Genomic DNA, 17,596 nt, shown 5'->3' on the forward strand with positions numbered 1-17,596 from the left:
GCGCATGAAAAAGGCGCGCCGAATGTGGACGCGCCTTTTGAAATCAGAATACAGGCTACTTTGTCTCGTCGTAATCCTGCATCATTTCCGCATCCGCCTCGGCCTCTTCATCGTCATAGTAGCCGTCGGCGCGCAGTTGTTCTTCGCGCTTTCTCTCGACGCGGGCGACAAGGAAGATTGACACTTCGTATAGTCCATAGACCACAGTGAACAGGATCAGCTGCGTGATCACATCTGGTGGTGTCACCAAAGCAGCCAGAACCAGAATACCGACCATCGCGTATTTGCGAACGGCACCCAGACCCTCGGCCGAGACCAGCCCAGCCTTGCCCATCAGTGTCAGCAGAACCGGCAACTGAAAGCACAGGCCAAAGGCAAGAATAAACTTTAGCGTAATATCCAGAGATTCATTGACCTTCCCGAAGAAGGTGATTTTCACGCCTTCGGTTGTTTCGGGGACAACAATGATCTCTTCCGGGACATCATCGGCTGCCGGGGCCAGCAGGTTTGCAAAGATCGAACTGACATCTGCAAACCCAAGGAAAAACTGCATCGCCAACGGTGTCACAACAAACTGCGCAAAAGCCGCGCCCAACAGGAACATAAACGGTGATGCGATCAGAAACGGTAGGAAAGCCCCCTTCTCGGACTTGTAAAGCCCCGGAGCTACAAACCGCCACAGCTGATATGAGATCACGGGGAATGCCAGTGCAAACCCGAAGACCATCGATATCCGAAACAGTGTGAACAAGTATTCCTGTGGAGAGGTGTATTGCAGTGTTGGTGACGGATCACCAAGCTCTCGCAGGGTCGCCTCGATCGGACGCACTAAAAACTGCAGGATCGGTTCGGCCACTATGAAGGCAAGAACAATCCCCACGATAAAGGCAAGCACCGACCGGATCAGCCGGGTACGAAGCTCGGCTAGATGCTCGATCAGAGGCGCCGAGCTGTCCTCGATCTCGTCGGTTTTAGTCATGACTTGCTTTCAGTTTTCAACGCGGCTTCGGCCTCTTCCGCCTTTGCAAGCGCATCTGCGGCTTCCTTAGCCTTGCGTTCAGCGGCCGCACGGGCCGTGGAGGCTTGGATCTTCTTTGCCTGCTCTGCCCGTTCAGCAGCCAGTTTGCCGGTCTCGCTATCAGGGTCGAACTTGGTCGGGTCAATGGATTTGGCCACGTCACGCGCGGCCTCGTTGATCCCGTCCATCGCGGTACTAACCGGATTAGTCGCCGCGTTCAGGCCCTTCTTGATATCATTGACGCCAGCTTCATCCGCCGCTTCGTTCATCGCAGTGCTGAACTCACGCGCCATACCGCGTGCCTTGCCGACGAACCGCCCGACATTGCGAAACAGCACTGGCAGGTCCTTCGGCCCCACCACGATCAGCGCAACGATGCCGATGACCAGAAGCTCGGTCCAGCCCAGATCAAACATCTAAGCTCAGACCTTGTCTTTGTCGGTCTCAGGGGTGACGTCTTTAGCCAGCTCGGAGGCGTCCTGTTCCAGCTCTTCCGAACCTTCCTTGATGCCTTTCTTGAACGAGGTGATGCCTTTACCCACTTCACCCATCAACGAGCTGATCTTGCCACGTCCAAATAGGACGAGAACCACAACAGCAATGAGCAGGATACCCGGAAGGCCAATATTGTTGAGCATGTCTTGTCTCCTTCTACGTCGGCGCATCGCGCCGGGAATACGATCTGGCCCTGTGTCTACGCCCGTACGGGCCATTGCAAAAGTGCGCCAGATCAATTCCGCGCGCGAATTTGAACGGATCGCACAATTTTTGCGGGCTGGCATTTCCCAACTGACAGGTTTATGTCAGTTGTAGTGGCCTAGAAGGACGATATCGAAACCTGGTCAACGGAGAACCACATGACCCATGTCGCAGAAATCGTCACTTTCACACTTGCCGAAGGCACAAAACCCGAACAGTTCGTGAAACTGAGCCAAGCATCCGAAGCATTTGTCCGCGCCGCCCCCGGCTTTGCCCATCGCCAACTGAGTCAGGGCGAAGATGGTCGCTGGACGGATTATGTTGTCTGGGCAGATATGAAATCCGCCAAAGATGCTGCGGCTGCTTTCATGCAACAAGATTTTGCACCCGCTCTGATGGCGGCAATCAATCCCGAAAGCGCTCAGATGCGCCACGAGACCGTGCTATGGAACATGACCGCCTAACCGCGGCTCAGACGGCGTGTCATGCGCCGTACTGACCGCCTGTTCGATATCATCCAGATCCTGCGCGATGGCAAGCTGCACCGCGCGCAGGACATAGCGGACCGGCTCGAAGTGTCGGTCCGCACGATCTATCGCGATATGGATACGCTGGTGGCGTCGGGCGTGCCGGTCGAAGGTGAACGCGGCGTGGGTTACATGGTGCGGGAACAGATCACCCTACCCCCGCTGAACCTGACACCTGCCGAGCTTGAGGCTCTGAACCTCGGCATGGCCATCGTGGCTGAAGCCGCCGATCCCGATCTCAAGTCCGCCGCTGAATCTCTGGCCGACAAGATTGACGCCGTACTGCCCACTCAAGTCGTGGCAGAGGCCGACACCTGGAAATTCGCCGTCTACCCGTTTGCCGATGCTGCGCGCGGATTGGCCCACATGGCCCCGATCCGCGCTGCGATCAAATCGCGCCAGAAATTACAACTGAGTTACCGCCGCATTGACGGGATCCTGACCGACCGCACCATCCGCCCGTTGCACATGGAATACTGGGGCCGCGTCTGGACCCTCACCGCATGGTGCGAACTTCGCAATGGCTTCCGCGTTTTCCGCATCGACCTGATCGAGGCCATCACACCCTTGCCAGAACTCTTTTCAGACGAACCCGGAAAACGGCTTAGCGACTATGACCCCTATGGGTGAACCGCCCTTCATCTGGCCACAAATATCCCCGCCGGAGGCATGGCCCGGAACGGGCCATTCAGGTCACTTCAGATAGGGCTCAGGATCAACCGACTCGAACCCCTGACGCACCTCAAAATGCACATAGGCATTGTCGCCACCACGCAGCGCGGCGATTTTCTGACCCCGTCGCACCCTGTCACCCTTCTTCACAGTGATATTGTCGACATTGGCGTAGACGGTCAGTAAATCATTGTTGTGCTTGACCACAATGATCGGAACCTGATCGGCGTCTTCCGTGATCGCTGCAACTGTGCCCGCCTCGGCCGCCGTTACAGAAGCACCTGGAGACGCCGCAATGTCGATCCCTTCGTTCTTGCCTTTGGCATAAGTGCGAATGATCGTCCCGTTCACAGGCGCTGCCAATGCTGAACTGCCTGAATTCGTAGGGGCTTCGGCAGTTACATCTGGTGCGGGTGTTGCAGCGGCAACCTTCTCATCCGGCAATGGCTGTGTCGCGCTTGGTGGCGTTGGCGTCGGAGAGCCTTCTCCCGGCTGTGTCACAGCCGTCGCGGTTGCTGCTGGTGCGGCAACGCGCGGCGCTGCCTGATCCTTGACGGGGATCAGCAGATACTGGTCCTCACGCACGGTGAAATCCGATCCTAACCCGTTCCATTCAGCAAGCGATTCTACAGACACCTGATAGAGACGCGAAATCGTATAGGCGGTTTCGCCGCGTTTTACCTTATGCCGAATGGGCTCTGGCCCGGATGCAGCAGGCGCAGGGGTCGCGGCGGGTTGCGCAGGTTGCAGGGTGGATGTCTGAACCGAACCGGTATCGGGTGCGTCATCAATCGCAGTCCCGGCTATGGTTGCAATATCAACACCACTCGAAGTACCGACTGAACGCGGCAGTGCAAGCACTTCGCCGTCCCGTAGAGAGTCATTCGGCTGCAAACCATTAAATCGCGCCAGTTCGGCCACTGGCATGCCGATACGGGCAGCGACATCACCAACCGTATCCCCCCTGCGGGCCACTGCCACTTGATAGTTTGGATAGGTTATCACTCCCTGTGCATCCGGCGACGGTCGGCTGGCGGTGGCTGCCAGAGCGGCATCGGTCGTAGAAAACCCGCCAACATTCCCGCGCAAGTCATAGTCGAACGGTCCTTCGCACCCGGTCAGAATTGCCAGCACGGCCACGCCCGTTACACAACGGCGCATTGCTGAATTGGAAACTGCTCTCATTTTTTTGTCCTCAACACCTGCCCCTGTTCTCCGGGGTTCCGGCGCCTTTTAATATACCTTTACGCTCCGTCTTTTCCCAGCCCCTCAAGCAGAGGCACAAAACGGACCGGCAACAATTCGTCGTAATCCAGACCGGTCTCGGTACGCGTGACCCGGATCAGGGTCTGCACCGCATCCGACTGGCCCACGGGTAACACCATGATACCGCCGATTTTCAACTGCGCCAAGAGTGGCCCCGGAGGATCTTCGGCGGCAGCGGTTACAATGATACGGTCGAACGGTGCCTGTTCGGACAATCCAAAAGAACCATCCGACAGCATCGCCGTCACATTTGTCAGCCCCAACTCACGAAACAGCTCACCAGTTTCACGCACCAGCCGTTTATGGCGTTCAACAGTATAAACCCGGCGCGCCAGTTTGGACAGAATCGCCGCCTGATAACCCGATCCAGTGCCCACCTCTAGAACCGTGTCCCGCGGGCGCACTTGCAAAGCTTGCGTCATCAGACCCACAACCGACGGTTGGCTGATGGTCTGACCACAGGCAATCGGCAATGGTGTGTCCTCATAAGCCCGCTGGGCAAACAGGCCCCTCACAAACTGCCCCCTGTCGATTTGCTCCATTGCGGCCAGAACGCGCGCATCAGTGACCCCGCGCGAACGCAGCGCAAATAGGAACTGCATGATGGTTTCAGCGCTAGGTCCTGTCATTCGATGACCTTCAACGCCTCAAGTGTGTCGTGGGCGGTCAGATCGGCTCGCATCGGTGTCACCGAGATATACCCTTCAAGGTTAACGGCGGCATCCGTGCCCGGAGCAGTCGGGTTGTGCTGATATCCGCCCTTGATCCACAGGAACCGCCGCCCCGACGGCGAGCTGTGGGGTTCGACCGAGAAATGCGTATCGCGGCGGAATCCCTGCGGTGCTACCCGGGCACCCAGCACTTCATCAGCGGGAACCGGTGGAAAATTTACGTTGTAGAACAGGCGGTAATCGCCCGATTCTGGCGGGGTGGCATCCAAAATGCGCCGAACAAGCCCCGCTCCGTAACGGGCTGCTGCCTCAAACGGATCTTCCAGCCCCAAATTGCGCGGGCCAAAATACTGTGACAAGGCAATCGCGGGCAGACCCTGCAGGGCAGCCTCCATCGCCCCACCGATCGTACCGGAATACAAGGTGTTTTCAGCCGAGTTATTGCCCCGGTTCACCCCGGACAACACCAGATCGGGCGGAGCGTCTTTCATCACGTCGTGCAGGCCGGCCAAAACGCAATCCGCGGGAGACCCTTCGGCGGCAAAGCGACGCTCACCCAGTTTGGCCACCATCATCGGGTGGGTATAGCTGATGCAATGACCGACGCCTGATTGCTCAAATGCAGGTGCGACCACCCAAACCTCGCCTTCGGGGCCAGCCAGTTCAGCTGCAATCGCTTCCAGCACGATCAGTCCCGGCGCGTTGATGCCGTCATCATTGGTCAGAAGAATTCGCATGCCCGGTCCACCCCTCGTTTTGCCCTTGATAGACCCGCCTCTGCGCTGCGACAAGCAATGCGCATACGCAATCTGAGGCTTTCACGCACCACTTGGGTGAAAATGCAGGGTCTGAGCGTCAGGCCGGGAACACAAAACACCGGTCGCGGCGAATTGTCAGCCACATGACCCGGCCCTCTTTGGGCACAAAGACGTTAGGAACCGTGGCCTTCAGGATCGAGCCATCGTAGTCCATGCGAAACTCGACAAGGCTTTCATTTCCCAGAAATCGAGCACGCTCAACCACGCCTCGGGCTGCAACACCGTCTGTAGGTGTCGGCGCAGGCCCTTTGCCATTGCGGTCGAAATCCAGTTTGACATGCTGGGGCCGGAACACAATTTCAACATCGGTTGCGTCCGGCACACCAGGCGCGAGAAAACGGCCAAACGGAGTATGCGCCAAAGCACCATTAACTTGGGACTTCAACACATTGACATCACTAAAGAATGCAACTGCAGCCTTGTCTGCAGGACGGGTATAGACATTGTACGGCGCCCCTTGCTGCACAATCTTGCCGCGCCGCATCAGCGCGATCTCATCGGCCATCCGCATCGCCTCGTCCGGCTCATGCGTGACCAACAGAACGGCAGCATCCTCTTCCTTAAGGACTGCCAACGTCTCATCTCGAATACCGTCTCGTAGACGGTTATCGAGGCCCGAGAACGGCTCATCCATCAGCATGATCCTTGGACGTGGCGCAAGCGCCCGCGCCAAAGCCACACGCTGTTGCTCCCCTCCCGACAACTGATGCGGAAATCCATCAATAAACCGCATCAAATCGACTTTGGTCAGCAACTCCTCAACCCGCGCGCGCTTCTGCTCTTTGCTGCCCTTCAGGCCAAACGCGACGTTGTCTGCCACGCTGAGGTGCGGAAACAGAGCAAAATCCTGAAACATCAGCCCAATCTCGCGCCGTTCAGGGGGCACTCGAAACACAGTGTCGCAGATCAATTTGCCATCGACATAAATCTCGCCCGAGGTCTGCATCTCGACGCCAGCGATCATGCGCAAGGTGGTTGACTTGCCACAACCTGACGGTCCCAGCAGACAGGTCACCTGCCCTGCCTGAACGGTCAAGGACACATCATCCACAACCGTCCGCCCAGCAAAGCGCGCAACCAGATTGCGGATTTCCAATCGAGGAGGAGTTGTCGTCACTGTCACCGATGGACCCCGTTGCCTTTCCCGATCAATTCCATCGGGCTTAGGCGGGGATAGCAACCCCGCCCTTCAGGCGCAAGGGATCAGCAACACCCAGTTGACGCAGCTTCGCCCTGTACAACAAACGGGCTATCACCGCCGCATCCTTCGAAGATCCCATAGTGGGTAGAGAAATCGCCGATGAACTCGAAATGTCGTGCAAAACGAGTGTCTTGCAACATCATCCAAGTATTGCCACAGACCGGGAACACTTTGCCGGTCTCAATCTTGTGGTGGTCATCCAACACAAACTCATGTGGCGCATGCGGCACTGTGCCCTTGTAGATCACAGCCTGACCGTAGTCTTCACAAGCCGGCTCAAGCTCGGGCAGCTTGAACAGACGGTATGTGGCCGAAATAAAGCTGAGCGGTGCCACCCTTTCCTCCAGAGCAGAGTTTTCGATCGTCAAAGGACGATGCGTGACCCTACGCGGATCACCAAACCCGGCAGCGCGCGACATCGACAGGAAGTCATTCCAATAGAGCGCCCCCGACAAGCACTCACCGTATAGCACCTCATCTTCGGCCATGGCTTTGGGCACCCGGCGGTCGGCATAGACGTCCGAGAAATACATCTCACCGCCTTTTTTCAGCAAACGATGGGCCCCGCGCAGTACAGCAGCCTTGTCAGTCGCCAGATTGATTACGCAGTTCGAGACAATGATATCGAACGATCCCGGTTCTAGGTCCAACTCATCCAGCTTTTCGATAAAACCGTGATGAAACTCTACATTGCTTTTGGAATGCCCAAATGCCTCAGCGTGATAATCCTGTTGAACGCGCGCAACATCCAACTGTTCCGGCGTCATGTCGACGCCGAAAACACGGCCATTCTCACCAACCATCGCCGACAGAGCATACACATCCCGCCCCGCGCCACAGCCCAGATCAAGGATGTGCATTCCTTCCAGATCCAGCGGAGCAATTAGCCCACACCCATAGTAACGTGTCAGCACATCATCATGAATTTGCGATAGAATTTTCTTGACGTGATCCGGCATATCATCCGGGGTACAGCATGCATTCGTTTGCAAATCCGCACTGCCTCGCAGCACTTCGCCATAGTAGTTCTGCACAGCTTCATGCTTCATCGCGGCATTCCTTTTATCACTGGTTGCACTGCAGTTAATGTTATCACTGGTTGCACTGCAGTTAATGCAGCAAGCCGAACCGTGCAATCCACCACCGTCCGATTTGACGATACCGTGACCGCGCTCAGCCGAGCAATTCGAAATCCACGCCCGCGCGCACCCGTCCGTTCACCTGAACCTCTAACCGATGTGGCCCGGGCACCAGTTTGAATGTGGTCGCGTTGCCCTTGAGCTTGTGGCGCTTTGTGACGACCAATCGTCCTTCTTCCAAACTGGTTTGTTTGAACTTGTGAACTTTAGGTGAAACCTTCCCCCCAGGCCTTTGAAAATGTACGATATAATCGATCAACACAGGCTGTCCGTTCGCACCCTTCAATCGCGCTTCGAAATCAAGCGCCTCACCAATCCGAGCCGGACCATTCACCTGAACTTCGACCGCGATATCAGCATCGGGATCATAACCAAGAGCTCTCATCGCGCCCGGGTGCCCAGACTTTACCAGACCCCGCAAAGCGTGCGCTGTCATCCACTGCAACTCTTCCGGATCCTGTTGCTGTTCCTCCTCCCACTTACGCAGTCGTTCCAGCACCAGACCGGGGTCTTTCTTGGTGATGTCATTCAGATGGTTGGCGACTGAACGTGTCACGTACCGCGTCTGATCCCCATGCAGCTGGTCAAGCAACGGCAAAGGATCGGACACGTCCAAGCCAACGGCCTGCCCCCAAGGCAAACGTGGTCGCGTCCCTTCACTGACCAAACGACGCACGTGGTAGCTGGGATGGCAACACCAGTTCTGCATACGCTCAAAAACTTTCTCGAGATGGTGGTTCAGGAAAGGGCGGATCGCCCATTCCATAGAAAAGCGTTGCGTAAGCTCTTCCAAGACGTCCAGCGACAATTCAGGGTGATCCAGCCCGATCGCGCAGACCCAATCGCCCAGAGGCGCAAAAATGAAATCGCCGAAGTCATTATCACTCTGGCCGGGATCAAGCGGCGGCGGCAGCGCATCCAAAATGACCGGGGCAACCGTTGGAAGATCACCCGGAACGGTTTCTTGCAAACATTCTGCAATCCAGGCCATCCGCTCTTTCAATTCCAGCTCAAGCAATCGCGACATTATTCGTGCTTCGAGTGCACCTGCGTCGAATTGAGGGTCAGCTTCCGCGAACAAGCCCGCAAGATAGCTTACTTTTTCAGCGTTGAAGAGTTGATCTTTCAGAGGAAAGTTTTGCGCCATGCTTACATCGTCAGATTAGTGCCCCCACCATCCAGCAAAATATTCTGCCCGACGATGAAACCGGCATGTTGTGAACATAAAAATGCGCAAGTCGCCCCGAATTCTTCCCGCGTTCCATAGCGGCGCGCTGGAATGGTCGCGGCGCGCTCTGCCCGTGCATCATCGATCGAGATACCCTTCTGCGCCGACACACCGCCATCCAGTGCGTCCGCCCGATCGGTTGCATGGATTCCTGGCAGCAGATTATTAATTGTCACCCCGTGCGGCGCCACCTGCCGCGAAGTGCCCGCCACGTATCCGGTCAGACCAGTACGCGCCGCATTCGACAATCCCAAAACAGCGATCGGTGCACGTACGGATTGTGAGGTGATATTCACCACACGGCCCCAGCCTTTATCCATCATTCCCGGAAGCAGAGCCTTCATGAACGTAATCGGTGTCAGCATGTTTGCATCCAGCGCTTTGATGAAGTCGTCGCGTTCCCAATCAGACCAAAGCCCCGGAGGCGGCCCACCTGCGTTTGTAACAAGGATATCAACTCCCTGCGCGGCGTTTATCACCTCAGCCTGACCTTCAGATGTTGTGACGTCACAAGCGACGGTCTGTACGGCAACGCCATATGACGACCGCAAACGTGTTGCCTCGGCTTCCAGCGCCTCAGCCCCGCGTGCGTTCATCACCAGGTCGACACCGGCTTCGGCCAGCGCCTCAGCGCAGCCCAGACCCAATCCTTTGCTGCTGGCGCAAACCAACGCACGTTTTCCACGAATCCCAAGATCCATTCTGACCCTCCCTATCTTTGCCCTCATTTAGCATCGGCCCGACAAGGAAGGCCAGAAACGGATCAGTGGCTCAATAGAAGAACTCTTCCCGCACGATCTTGCCGTCGGCGACGTGATAAACAGCAACTTCGCGCATATCAAAGCTCTCACCAGACTCCTTCACCTTGCCCTGAACTTCGAAGATGACTGCAAAGCGGTCTTCGCCATGCGGGAACGGATCACTCACAGACGCGCCTGAAACCTCGTGCGCGCCTTCCCACCACTCATGTTTGCCTCGTATTGCGTCACGGCCATGAGTTTCGCGGCCCATGCCCATTGCATCCGCAGCCTCGACCGAGACAGCATCCGCTGCGTAAAGCTTGTCCAGATTTTCTTTGGCTCGGTTTTCTCGGCAACCCGCAACCAATTCGTCTGCGATTTCTTTCAAATTCATTGGTCCACTCCATATTTTGTTCACTATATGTTCTTATTGCCATACCCCCATGATTCGAACCACCCCTTTGTCTTGCCTCGGCAGGATTCCCCGCCTATACGCGCGTTTATGCCTGATACCTCGAACCAACCCACCCTGCCGCCCGAGATTGCCCGTCGCCGGACATTCGCCATCATCTCGCACCCGGATGCGGGCAAAACAACGCTGACGGAAAAGTTCCTGCTTTACGGGGGTGCCATTCAAATGGCCGGTCAGGTGCGCGCCAAGGGTGAGGCACGGCGCACGCGGTCGGACTTTATGCAGATGGAGAAAGATCGCGGTATCTCGGTCTCGGCCTCGGCGATGTCCTTCGACTACGGGAATTTCCGGTTCAATCTGGTGGACACCCCCGGCCACTCGGATTTCTCGGAAGATACCTATCGCACGCTGACCGCCGTAGACGCCGCCGTCATGGTCATTGACGGTGCGAAAGGTGTGGAAAGCCAAACGCAGAAACTGTTCGAGGTCTGCCGCCTGCGCGATCTGCCGATCCTGACCTTCTGTAACAAGATGGACCGCGAAAGCCGCGATACGTTCGAGATCATCGACGAAATTCAGGAGATGCTGGCCATCGACGTCACGCCTGCCGCGTGGCCGATTGGCGTGGGTCGCGATTTTATTGGTTGCTACGACATGCTGCGTGACCGGCTCGAGCTGATGGACCGCGCCGATCGCAACAAGGTGGCCGAAAGCATCCAGATCAACGGGCTGGATGACCCCAAGCTGGCCGAGCATGTGCCGGCTGAACTGCTGGACAAACTGCTGGAAGAGGTCGAGATGGCGCGCGAATTGCTGCCTAAACTCGACCCGCAGGCGGTGTTGGAAGGGCACATGACCCCGATCTGGTTCGGCTCGGCGATCAACTCATTTGGTGTGAAAGAGTTGATGGAGGGCATCGGCGCCTATGGCCCGCAGCCTCAGGTTCAGTCGGCAGAACCGCGTCAGATCGCACCCGATGAGAAGAAAGTGGCCGGGTTCGTGTTTAAAGTTCAAGCCAATATGGACCCCAAGCACCGCGACCGGGTGGCCTTTGTCCGCATGGCAAGCGGTCATTTCAAACGTGGCATGAAGTTGACCCATGTACGGTCGAAAAAGCCGATGGCGATCTCGAACCCCGTCCTGTTCCTCGCGTCCGACCGGGAACTGGCCGAAGAAGCCTGGGCCGGAGACATCATTGGCATCCCTAACCACGGTCAACTGCGCATCGGTGACACGCTGACCGAGGGTGAGGCAATCCGAGTAACCGGCATCCCCTCCTTCGCACCAGAACTGCTGCAAACGGTGCGCGCTGGTGACCCAATGAAGGCCAAGCATCTGGAAAAAGCCCTGATGCAGTTTGCCGAGGAAGGCGCGGCCAAGGTCTTTAAACCCTCGATCGGCTCAGGCTTTATCGTCGGGGTTGTCGGTGCGCTGCAATTCGAAGTGCTCGCCAGTAGGATCGAGATGGAATACGGTCTCCCTGTGCGGTTTGAGGCGTCTCAATTCACCTCGGCCCGCTGGGTCAGCGGTGAAAAGCCCGAGGTCGACAAATTCGTTAACGCCAACAAACAGCACATCGCGCATGACCATGACGGCGACATCGTCTATCTGACGCGTCTGCAATGGGATATTGACCGGGTGGTTCGTGACTATCCAGCGCTGAACCTGACCGCGACGAAGGAAATGATGACCTGACGGATTCCGCGGCCAATCCAGAAAAGACCACATGGGGGATTGTGTCCACGATCCGCGCCCCGCGTGAAGATATTCTGCGCTTTGCCGCCCACCACCTCGATATCGGCGCGGACCGGATTCACATCTTTCTGGACGAGCCGGTCCAAGGCGACATCACCGCCCTGCGCGAACACCCCCGGATCCGGGTGCGCACTTGCGATGCGGCGTTCTGGAAGCGTCGCGGTCGTGAGAGGCCGGACAAACATCAGGTCCGGCAATCGTCGAATGCCAATCTGATCTATAGTCGGACCGATCTGGACTGGGTCGCGCATATCGACGTTGACGAGTTTCTGTGGCCGATGGTCCCGATCCCAGACCTGCTGCGCGACATTCCCGATGACATCCCCGCCGTCCGCGTCCGCCCGACAGAGGCTCTGGCGGGGGGCGAGGACCTCTACAAAGCCTTCATTCCCGAAGGAAAGAACAGACAGGCGCTGGTCGATTCGCTCTACCCCAAATTCGGCGCTTATGTTTTGGCCGGTTTCATGAGCCACATTCAGGGCAAGCTGTTCGTGCGCCGGGGCCTGAAGAAGTTGAGCGACCGCATCCACAATCTCTATCAGCACGGCGAATTTCTACCGGTCAGAACCGAGCTGCCGCAGATCGACCTGTGCCATCGGCACGCCCCGGATTGGGAGCATTGGCTGGCCCACTACCGCTTCCGCCTCGAACAGGGCTCGTATCAAGCCACCCCGGATCGCTCGCAAAAGATCGGTGCGCTACACAAGTTTGAATTGTTCAGCCTTTTGGAATCAGAATTCGGCCTCGATGGCCTAAAAGAGTTTTACGATGAAATCAGCGCTGCCGACCCGGAAGTGCTGGAACGGCTTGAAGATAACGACATGATCCGGCGTCGCCCCCTCGATTTGAACCGAAAAGTCGCGAAACACTTCCCCGGAACCATTTGAATTGTTGCAGAAATCCCTGTTACTGAGGGATAAACCGCTGGTTAACCCGTCTTCATTTGACCCTGCCCTACGTTTTTGTTATGCCCGCGCCACAGCCGAAACGCGCATGGGGCGCATGGCCATCCGGGCCCGGCATTTTCTGACGCGCGGGCCAGGTCTAGTGTCCGCATGAACCGGACATACATGACAAAGTTTAACGAACTGAACCTGAACCCGAAGGTCCTCAAAGCAATTGAGGAAGCCGGATACGAAACTCCGACCCCGATCCAGGAAGGTGCAATACCAGCCGCGCTGGAGGGGCGTGATGTTCTGGGGATCGCCCAAACCGGCACCGGCAAAACCGCCAGCTTCACCCTGCCGATGATCACACTGCTGGCCCGTGGACGCGCACGGGCGCGGATGCCCCGCTCGCTGGTCCTTTGTCCGACGCGGGAACTGGCGGCGCAGGTGGCCGAAAACTTCGACACCTACGCCAAGCATCTCAAGCTGACCAAAGCGCTGCTGATCGGTGGCGTTTCGTTCAAGGAACAAGATGCCCTGATCGATCGCGGTGTTGACGTGTTGATCGCCACTCCGGGCCGTCTGCTGGATCATTTCGAGCGTGGCAAACTGTTGCTGACCGGCGTGCAGATCATGGTTGTGGATGAGGCCGACCGGATGCTCGACATGGGCTTTATCCCGGATATCGAGCGCATCTTCTCGCTGACGCCATTTACCCGCCAGACCCTGTTCTTCTCAGCCACCATGGCGCCCGAGATCGAACGGATCACTGACACCTTCCTGTCGGCCCCCACCCGTGTCGAGGTTGCCCGACAGGCCACAGCTTCGGAAACTATCGAACAGGGTGTGGTGATGTTCAAAGGCGGCCGTCGTGATCGCGAAGCCAGCCAGAAACGCAAAACCCTGCGCGCTCTGATCGATGCCGAGGGCGACAAATGCACCAACGCTATCATCTTCTGCAACCGCAAGACCGATGTAGATATTTGCGCCAAATCGCTGAAGAAATACGGCTATAACGCTGCCGCGATCCATGGTGATCTGGACCAGTCACAGCGAATGAAAACACTGGACGGGTTCCGCGATGGATCGTTGCGGCTGCTGGTGGCATCGGACGTGGCGGCGCGGGGCCTGGATATTCCCTCGGTCAGCCATGTGTTTAACTTCGACGTTCCCGGCCATGCTGAGGATTATGTCCACCGCATCGGCCGCACGGGTCGCGCCGGGCGCGAAGGCAAGGCAATCACGATTTGCTCGGGTCGCGATGAAAAGGCTCTGGCGGCGATTGAAAGCCTGATCCAAAAAGACATTCCGCGCATCGACAATCCTGTAAAGGCCGATGAGCCGAAGCCAGACGCGCCGAAGCCTGAGAAAAAGGCCAAAACCTCGGAAAGCAAGAAAAGCGAAAGTCGTAAAGAGCGTGAGCCCAAATCCCGTGGCCGTGGTCGTCGCGAAGATGGCGGGCCAGCAGTTGTGGGCATGGGCGATCACCTACCCAGCTTTATTGCGCTCAGCTTTGATGAGCGTCGCGCTGGCTAGATCGTCAGGACAAGCGCCAGTATCGACAGGCCAAGCAATGTCATCCCGGCGACCTCTCGCCGGGTAATGGTTTCGCGGAAAAACAGCAGCGATGCGAACAGGCTGAGGATCAGTTCGATCTGACCCAGCGCCTTCACATAGGCCGCGTTCTGTAGTGTGAATGCAAAGAACCAGCAGAACGAACCGCATAGGCTGGTCAGACCTACGAAGATCCCGGTCTGACGGGTTTCCCACACTGCGCGCAACTCGGCCCGGTCCCGCCACAGCAGCCATAGCCACATGCTGAGGAACTGGAACGTGACCACCGCAGCCAGCGTCACCAGTGCCCGGAACCACGCATCGATATCGCCCAGTTGCAGTGAGGCACCGCGATAGCTGACCGAGGAAAAGGCGAACAATACGCCTGAGCCCAGACCAAGGCGCGAGGCTTTGTTTGTTAGATGTTGCCACCAAGCCCCGGTGCCTCCGGGTGTTTTTGACAGCAGCAGAACGGCCAGCAATCCAAGCAGAATTGCTCCAAGCGCCCCGGTTGACACCTGATCGCCGAGGATGAGGAACCCAACGATAGCGGTTTGAATAACCTCGGTTTTCTTGAACGTAATCCCAACTGCAAAGTTACGCTGCTTGAACAGCGCCACAACGCAGATCGTGGCCAATATCTGCGAGGTCCCGCCGATTACCGCAAAGATCCAGAACTTCGCCGTCAACGCTGGTAATTCGTACCCTGTCGCGCCCAAGGCAATAATAAGCCCCAGCAAGGCCAACGGCATCGAATAGGCAAATCGTGCAAATGTCGCCCCGGCAGCCGTAAGTTTCGCACTGCTCAGCGATTTCTGCAGCATGAACCGCACCGTCTGGAACGATGCGGCTGCGATAGTGACGGGAATCCATAAACTCATGGTTTCCCTTCTGTCGTTAAATCAAGGCTTTGGCCAGAGCGGATGCGCCACCGGATCCTTGGCGCGCCAGAAATATTCCCGAAATATCTGCGTATATGAACGGTATACATAGGCCTCGTTACAAGCCAGATAGCGCTCTTTTCCTGCACGGTAGAGTGTCGGCAAACGGTACCACGGCGCGGCTGGATTCATATGATGAACGACGTGCAGGTTGTTGTTAAGAAACAGAAATGCAAGGATGCCACGATCTTCGACAATCACGGTCCGGGCACGGGATTTCTCATGGGCGCGATGCTCCAGGAATGTGCGGATCTTGACCAGACCCAGCCCGATATAGGCAGATAAGGCAAAGGCCCAAATCGGCATTTGCGAAAGTGTGACGATCCAAAGCACCGCAACAACGCCGGGCAAATGTAACGCCCATGCCAACAGAATCTCCCGATCCCCGTGCAATGCACCTCGTATTTCATCCCTCAGGAACGCAATCTGCCCAATTGCAGGCCCCAGAACCATCCGCCCAAGCAGAGTATTGTTCACCTGATACATCCGCCTCTGCCAACCGGCCAGAGACGCCCAGACCTGCGGGTCAAGATAGTTGGTCTCAGGGTCATCGTAAGGATCGGTCAGGTTCGCATCACAGTGATGCGCCAGATGCAGGTCCCGAAACCGATTGTATGGAATGAACAAGGTCAGCGGCAGCACCATCAGTGCCTCATTTAGCCATTTCTGGCGAAAGGGATGTCCATGCAGCGCCTCATGAGTCAGCGAGGAATGCAAAGCGGCCACCAGCCCCATGACTGGGATTGCCAGCCAAAAGGACACATCAGCCAGCCAGAAGATCACGCCAAGCCAAACGGAGTAACACGCGAGGATCAGGGCAAATGTCGCCCACTCGGGCGATTTGGGTGTGGTGGGATCAGCCATTGCGGCCCCACGAAATCCCGGCCCATACGCGTTCGTAAATCACGTACATCGTCAGACCAATGGCCGTGTTGACCAGAGCAACCATTCCCCCAAGCGCTGCCGAGCCTGTAGCGATCAAACCAACCAGCGTCATCATCGCCAGTCCCATCGCATTCCACACCAGCGCTTTCACGACCGACCTGCGTCGCGTTTCCATTCCAGACCCCATTCTTGTTTTTGTAACACCAGCGTTACAGACACATCCAAGGGTCGGGAATTCTGAATATGATTAACAATTCACAACATAGGTGATATAAATCACCATATGATTGATAAAATCGACAAACGGGATCGTGCCTCGCAGTTCCGGCAACGCCTGGCCAGGGCGATGCAAGATCGCGACGTCAGTCAGAGTGCGCTGGCACGTAGCATCGGTGTTGACCGATCAACTGTCTCACAATTGCTGACCGGAGCAGGCGCACGCCTGCCTAATGCGCATGTGGTTGGCAGCTGCGCCTCGGCGCTCGGGGTATCCGCCGACTGGTTGTTGGGCCTTTCCAACCGACCTGAAAGCGCGGCGGAATTGCTGGCCAGCTCCCTTACGCTGACTGAAGCCGCGCGAGCGCTTGTAGATGAGCGAATCTTTGAATGGCACCAAGAGGCCGCCGGCTACAAAATACGTTATGTCCCCGCCACCCTGCCCGACATGCTCAAGACCCGTGCAGTTTTAGAATGGGAATACGCTCCGCATTTGGGCCGTACTGCGGATCAAGCCATTGGCGCTTCGGCGGACCGGCTGGCCTGGATGCGCAGCGCTCAGTCCGATTATGAAATTGCGATGCCGCTTTATGAGCTCCACAGCTTTGCTCACGCCACCGGATACTACGAGGGGTTGCCGCTGCAGGTCCGGCTGGATCAGATCGACCATCTGCTAAGCCTGTGCAAACAGCTCTACCCCCGCCTTCGCATTTATCTGTTTGATGCCAAACGGCTTTACTCTGCCCCGGTTACAATATTCGGTCCGCTTCTATGTGTATTCTATGCTGGAAGCCACTATATGGCCTTCCGCGACCGCGACCGGATTGAGGTGTTCACTCTTCATTTCGATCGGCTTGTGCGCGAGGCGGAGATGACCGCCCGTGATTTCCCAACGCATTTGCAGCAATTGCGTGCTGAAATTACACAGACATGACCTAAGCGATATCCTGTTGTATAGTCACTTGGC

20 protein-coding genes are annotated in these 17,596 nt (G+C 56.9%); 6 read left to right on the forward strand and 14 right to left on the reverse strand.

What is annotated here, in order from left to right; translation table 11 throughout:
* Positions 1-55: 55 nt before the first annotated feature.
* Genes tatC through ACR0KN_RS04335 form a run of 3 tightly spaced genes read right to left on the reverse strand, consistent with a single transcriptional unit; the run spans position 56 to position 1,656 of the window.
* On the reverse strand, positions 56-979 hold the full coding sequence (gene tatC, locus ACR0KN_RS04325; protein ID WP_170773947.1) for a twin-arginine translocase subunit TatC: 924 nt from the start codon (positions 977-979) through the stop codon (positions 56-58).
* The gene (tatB, locus tag ACR0KN_RS04330; protein ID WP_170470712.1) at positions 976-1,434 is read right to left on the reverse strand and encodes a Sec-independent protein translocase protein TatB; all 459 of its coding nucleotides are present in this window, start codon (positions 1,432-1,434) and stop codon (positions 976-978) included. The genes tatC and tatB overlap by 4 nt, the downstream gene beginning before the upstream one ends.
* 6 nt (positions 1,435-1,440) lie before the next feature.
* Complete coding sequence (locus ACR0KN_RS04335; RefSeq protein WP_010440381.1) at positions 1,441-1,656, reverse strand: twin-arginine translocase TatA/TatE family subunit; 216 nt, start codon at positions 1,654-1,656, stop codon at positions 1,441-1,443.
* Positions 1,657-1,875: 219 nt separating this feature from the next.
* Here ACR0KN_RS04335 and ACR0KN_RS04340 point away from each other — a divergent pair, with 219 nt between their 5' ends.
* Positions 1,876-2,181: a hypothetical protein gene (locus ACR0KN_RS04340; protein WP_010440382.1), complete on the forward strand. Its 306-nt coding sequence runs from the start codon at positions 1,876-1,878 to the stop codon at positions 2,179-2,181.
* A gap of 21 nt (positions 2,182-2,202) precedes the next feature.
* Positions 2,203-2,874 carry a helix-turn-helix transcriptional regulator gene (locus tag ACR0KN_RS04345; protein WP_170540139.1) on the forward strand — a complete coding sequence of 224 codons (672 nt, stop codon included), beginning with the start codon at positions 2,203-2,205 and terminating at the stop codon, positions 2,872-2,874.
* A 63-nt stretch (positions 2,875-2,937) separates the two neighbouring features.
* Here ACR0KN_RS04345 and ACR0KN_RS04350 read toward each other — a convergent pair whose 3' ends face one another.
* From ACR0KN_RS04350 to ACR0KN_RS04385, 8 genes are all read right to left on the reverse strand, one after another.
* Complete coding sequence (locus ACR0KN_RS04350; protein ID WP_480651608.1) at positions 2,938-4,101, reverse strand: peptidoglycan DD-metalloendopeptidase family protein; 1,164 nt, start codon at positions 4,099-4,101, stop codon at positions 2,938-2,940.
* A gap of 59 nt (positions 4,102-4,160) precedes the next feature.
* On the reverse strand, positions 4,161-4,811 hold the full coding sequence (locus tag ACR0KN_RS04355) for a protein-L-isoaspartate(D-aspartate) O-methyltransferase (RefSeq protein ID WP_010440386.1): 651 nt from the start codon (positions 4,809-4,811) through the stop codon (positions 4,161-4,163).
* A complete protein-coding gene (gene surE, locus ACR0KN_RS04360) occupies positions 4,808-5,590 on the reverse strand; it encodes a 5'/3'-nucleotidase SurE (protein WP_170470720.1) in 783 nt (260 codons plus the stop codon). The genes ACR0KN_RS04355 and surE overlap by 4 nt, the downstream gene beginning before the upstream one ends.
* Before the next feature lie 118 nt (positions 5,591-5,708).
* Positions 5,709-6,794, reverse strand: a complete 1,086-nt coding sequence (locus ACR0KN_RS04365) for an ABC transporter ATP-binding protein (RefSeq protein WP_029621845.1) — start codon at positions 6,792-6,794, stop codon at positions 5,709-5,711.
* Between the two features lie 80 nt (positions 6,795-6,874).
* Positions 6,875-7,921, reverse strand: coding sequence for a methyltransferase domain-containing protein (locus tag ACR0KN_RS04370; RefSeq protein WP_480651611.1), 1,047 nt, complete (start codon positions 7,919-7,921; stop codon positions 6,875-6,877).
* Between the two features lie 124 nt (positions 7,922-8,045).
* Positions 8,046-9,158: a hypothetical protein gene (locus tag ACR0KN_RS04375; RefSeq protein WP_480651613.1), complete on the reverse strand. Its 1,113-nt coding sequence runs from the start codon at positions 9,156-9,158 to the stop codon at positions 8,046-8,048.
* A gap of 2 nt (positions 9,159-9,160) precedes the next feature.
* Positions 9,161-9,940, reverse strand: coding sequence for an SDR family oxidoreductase (locus tag ACR0KN_RS04380; protein ID WP_480651615.1), 780 nt, complete (start codon positions 9,938-9,940; stop codon positions 9,161-9,163).
* Positions 9,941-10,010: 70 nt separating this feature from the next.
* The gene (locus tag ACR0KN_RS04385; protein WP_010440398.1) at positions 10,011-10,373 is read right to left on the reverse strand and encodes a SnoaL-like domain-containing protein; all 363 of its coding nucleotides are present in this window, start codon (positions 10,371-10,373) and stop codon (positions 10,011-10,013) included.
* 108 nt (positions 10,374-10,481) lie between these two features.
* Between ACR0KN_RS04385 and ACR0KN_RS04390 the strand changes: the two genes are divergently transcribed.
* The 3 genes from ACR0KN_RS04390 (at position 10,482) to ACR0KN_RS04400 (ending at position 14,569) form a co-directional block, all read left to right on the forward strand.
* Positions 10,482-12,086 (forward strand): peptide chain release factor 3, encoded by a 1,605-nt coding sequence (locus ACR0KN_RS04390; protein ID WP_480651617.1) that lies wholly within the window; start codon positions 10,482-10,484, stop codon positions 12,084-12,086.
* A 41-nt stretch (positions 12,087-12,127) separates the two neighbouring features.
* The gene (locus tag ACR0KN_RS04395; protein ID WP_480651619.1) at positions 12,128-13,033 is read left to right on the forward strand and encodes a glycosyltransferase family 2 protein; all 906 of its coding nucleotides are present in this window, start codon (positions 12,128-12,130) and stop codon (positions 13,031-13,033) included.
* A 183-nt stretch (positions 13,034-13,216) separates the two neighbouring features.
* Positions 13,217-14,569: a DEAD/DEAH box helicase gene (locus ACR0KN_RS04400; protein WP_170470734.1), complete on the forward strand. Its 1,353-nt coding sequence runs from the start codon at positions 13,217-13,219 to the stop codon at positions 14,567-14,569.
* Here the strand turns inward: ACR0KN_RS04400 and ACR0KN_RS04405 are convergent.
* Genes ACR0KN_RS04405 through ACR0KN_RS04415 form a run of 3 tightly spaced genes read right to left on the reverse strand, consistent with a single transcriptional unit; the run spans position 14,566 to position 16,588 of the window.
* On the reverse strand, positions 14,566-15,468 hold the full coding sequence (locus ACR0KN_RS04405) for an EamA family transporter (protein WP_260022525.1): 903 nt from the start codon (positions 15,466-15,468) through the stop codon (positions 14,566-14,568). The two genes, ACR0KN_RS04400 and ACR0KN_RS04405, sit on opposite strands and share 4 nt — an antisense overlap.
* Before the next feature lie 21 nt (positions 15,469-15,489).
* On the reverse strand, positions 15,490-16,392 hold the full coding sequence (locus ACR0KN_RS04410) for a fatty acid desaturase (protein ID WP_480651622.1): 903 nt from the start codon (positions 16,390-16,392) through the stop codon (positions 15,490-15,492).
* Entirely contained in the window at positions 16,385-16,588 is a 204-nt protein-coding gene (locus tag ACR0KN_RS04415; protein WP_010440411.1) for a DUF2061 domain-containing protein, read from the reverse strand. Before ACR0KN_RS04415 ends, ACR0KN_RS04410 begins: the two co-directional genes overlap by 8 nt.
* Before the next feature lie 108 nt (positions 16,589-16,696).
* On the opposite strand from ACR0KN_RS04415, the gene ACR0KN_RS04420 reads away from it, so the two are divergent.
* Positions 16,697-17,563, forward strand: coding sequence for a helix-turn-helix domain-containing protein (locus ACR0KN_RS04420; RefSeq protein ID WP_480651624.1), 867 nt, complete (start codon positions 16,697-16,699; stop codon positions 17,561-17,563).
* Positions 17,564-17,596 lie beyond the last annotated feature (33 nt).

Source organism: Ruegeria sp. AP7, from assembly GCF_056539905.1.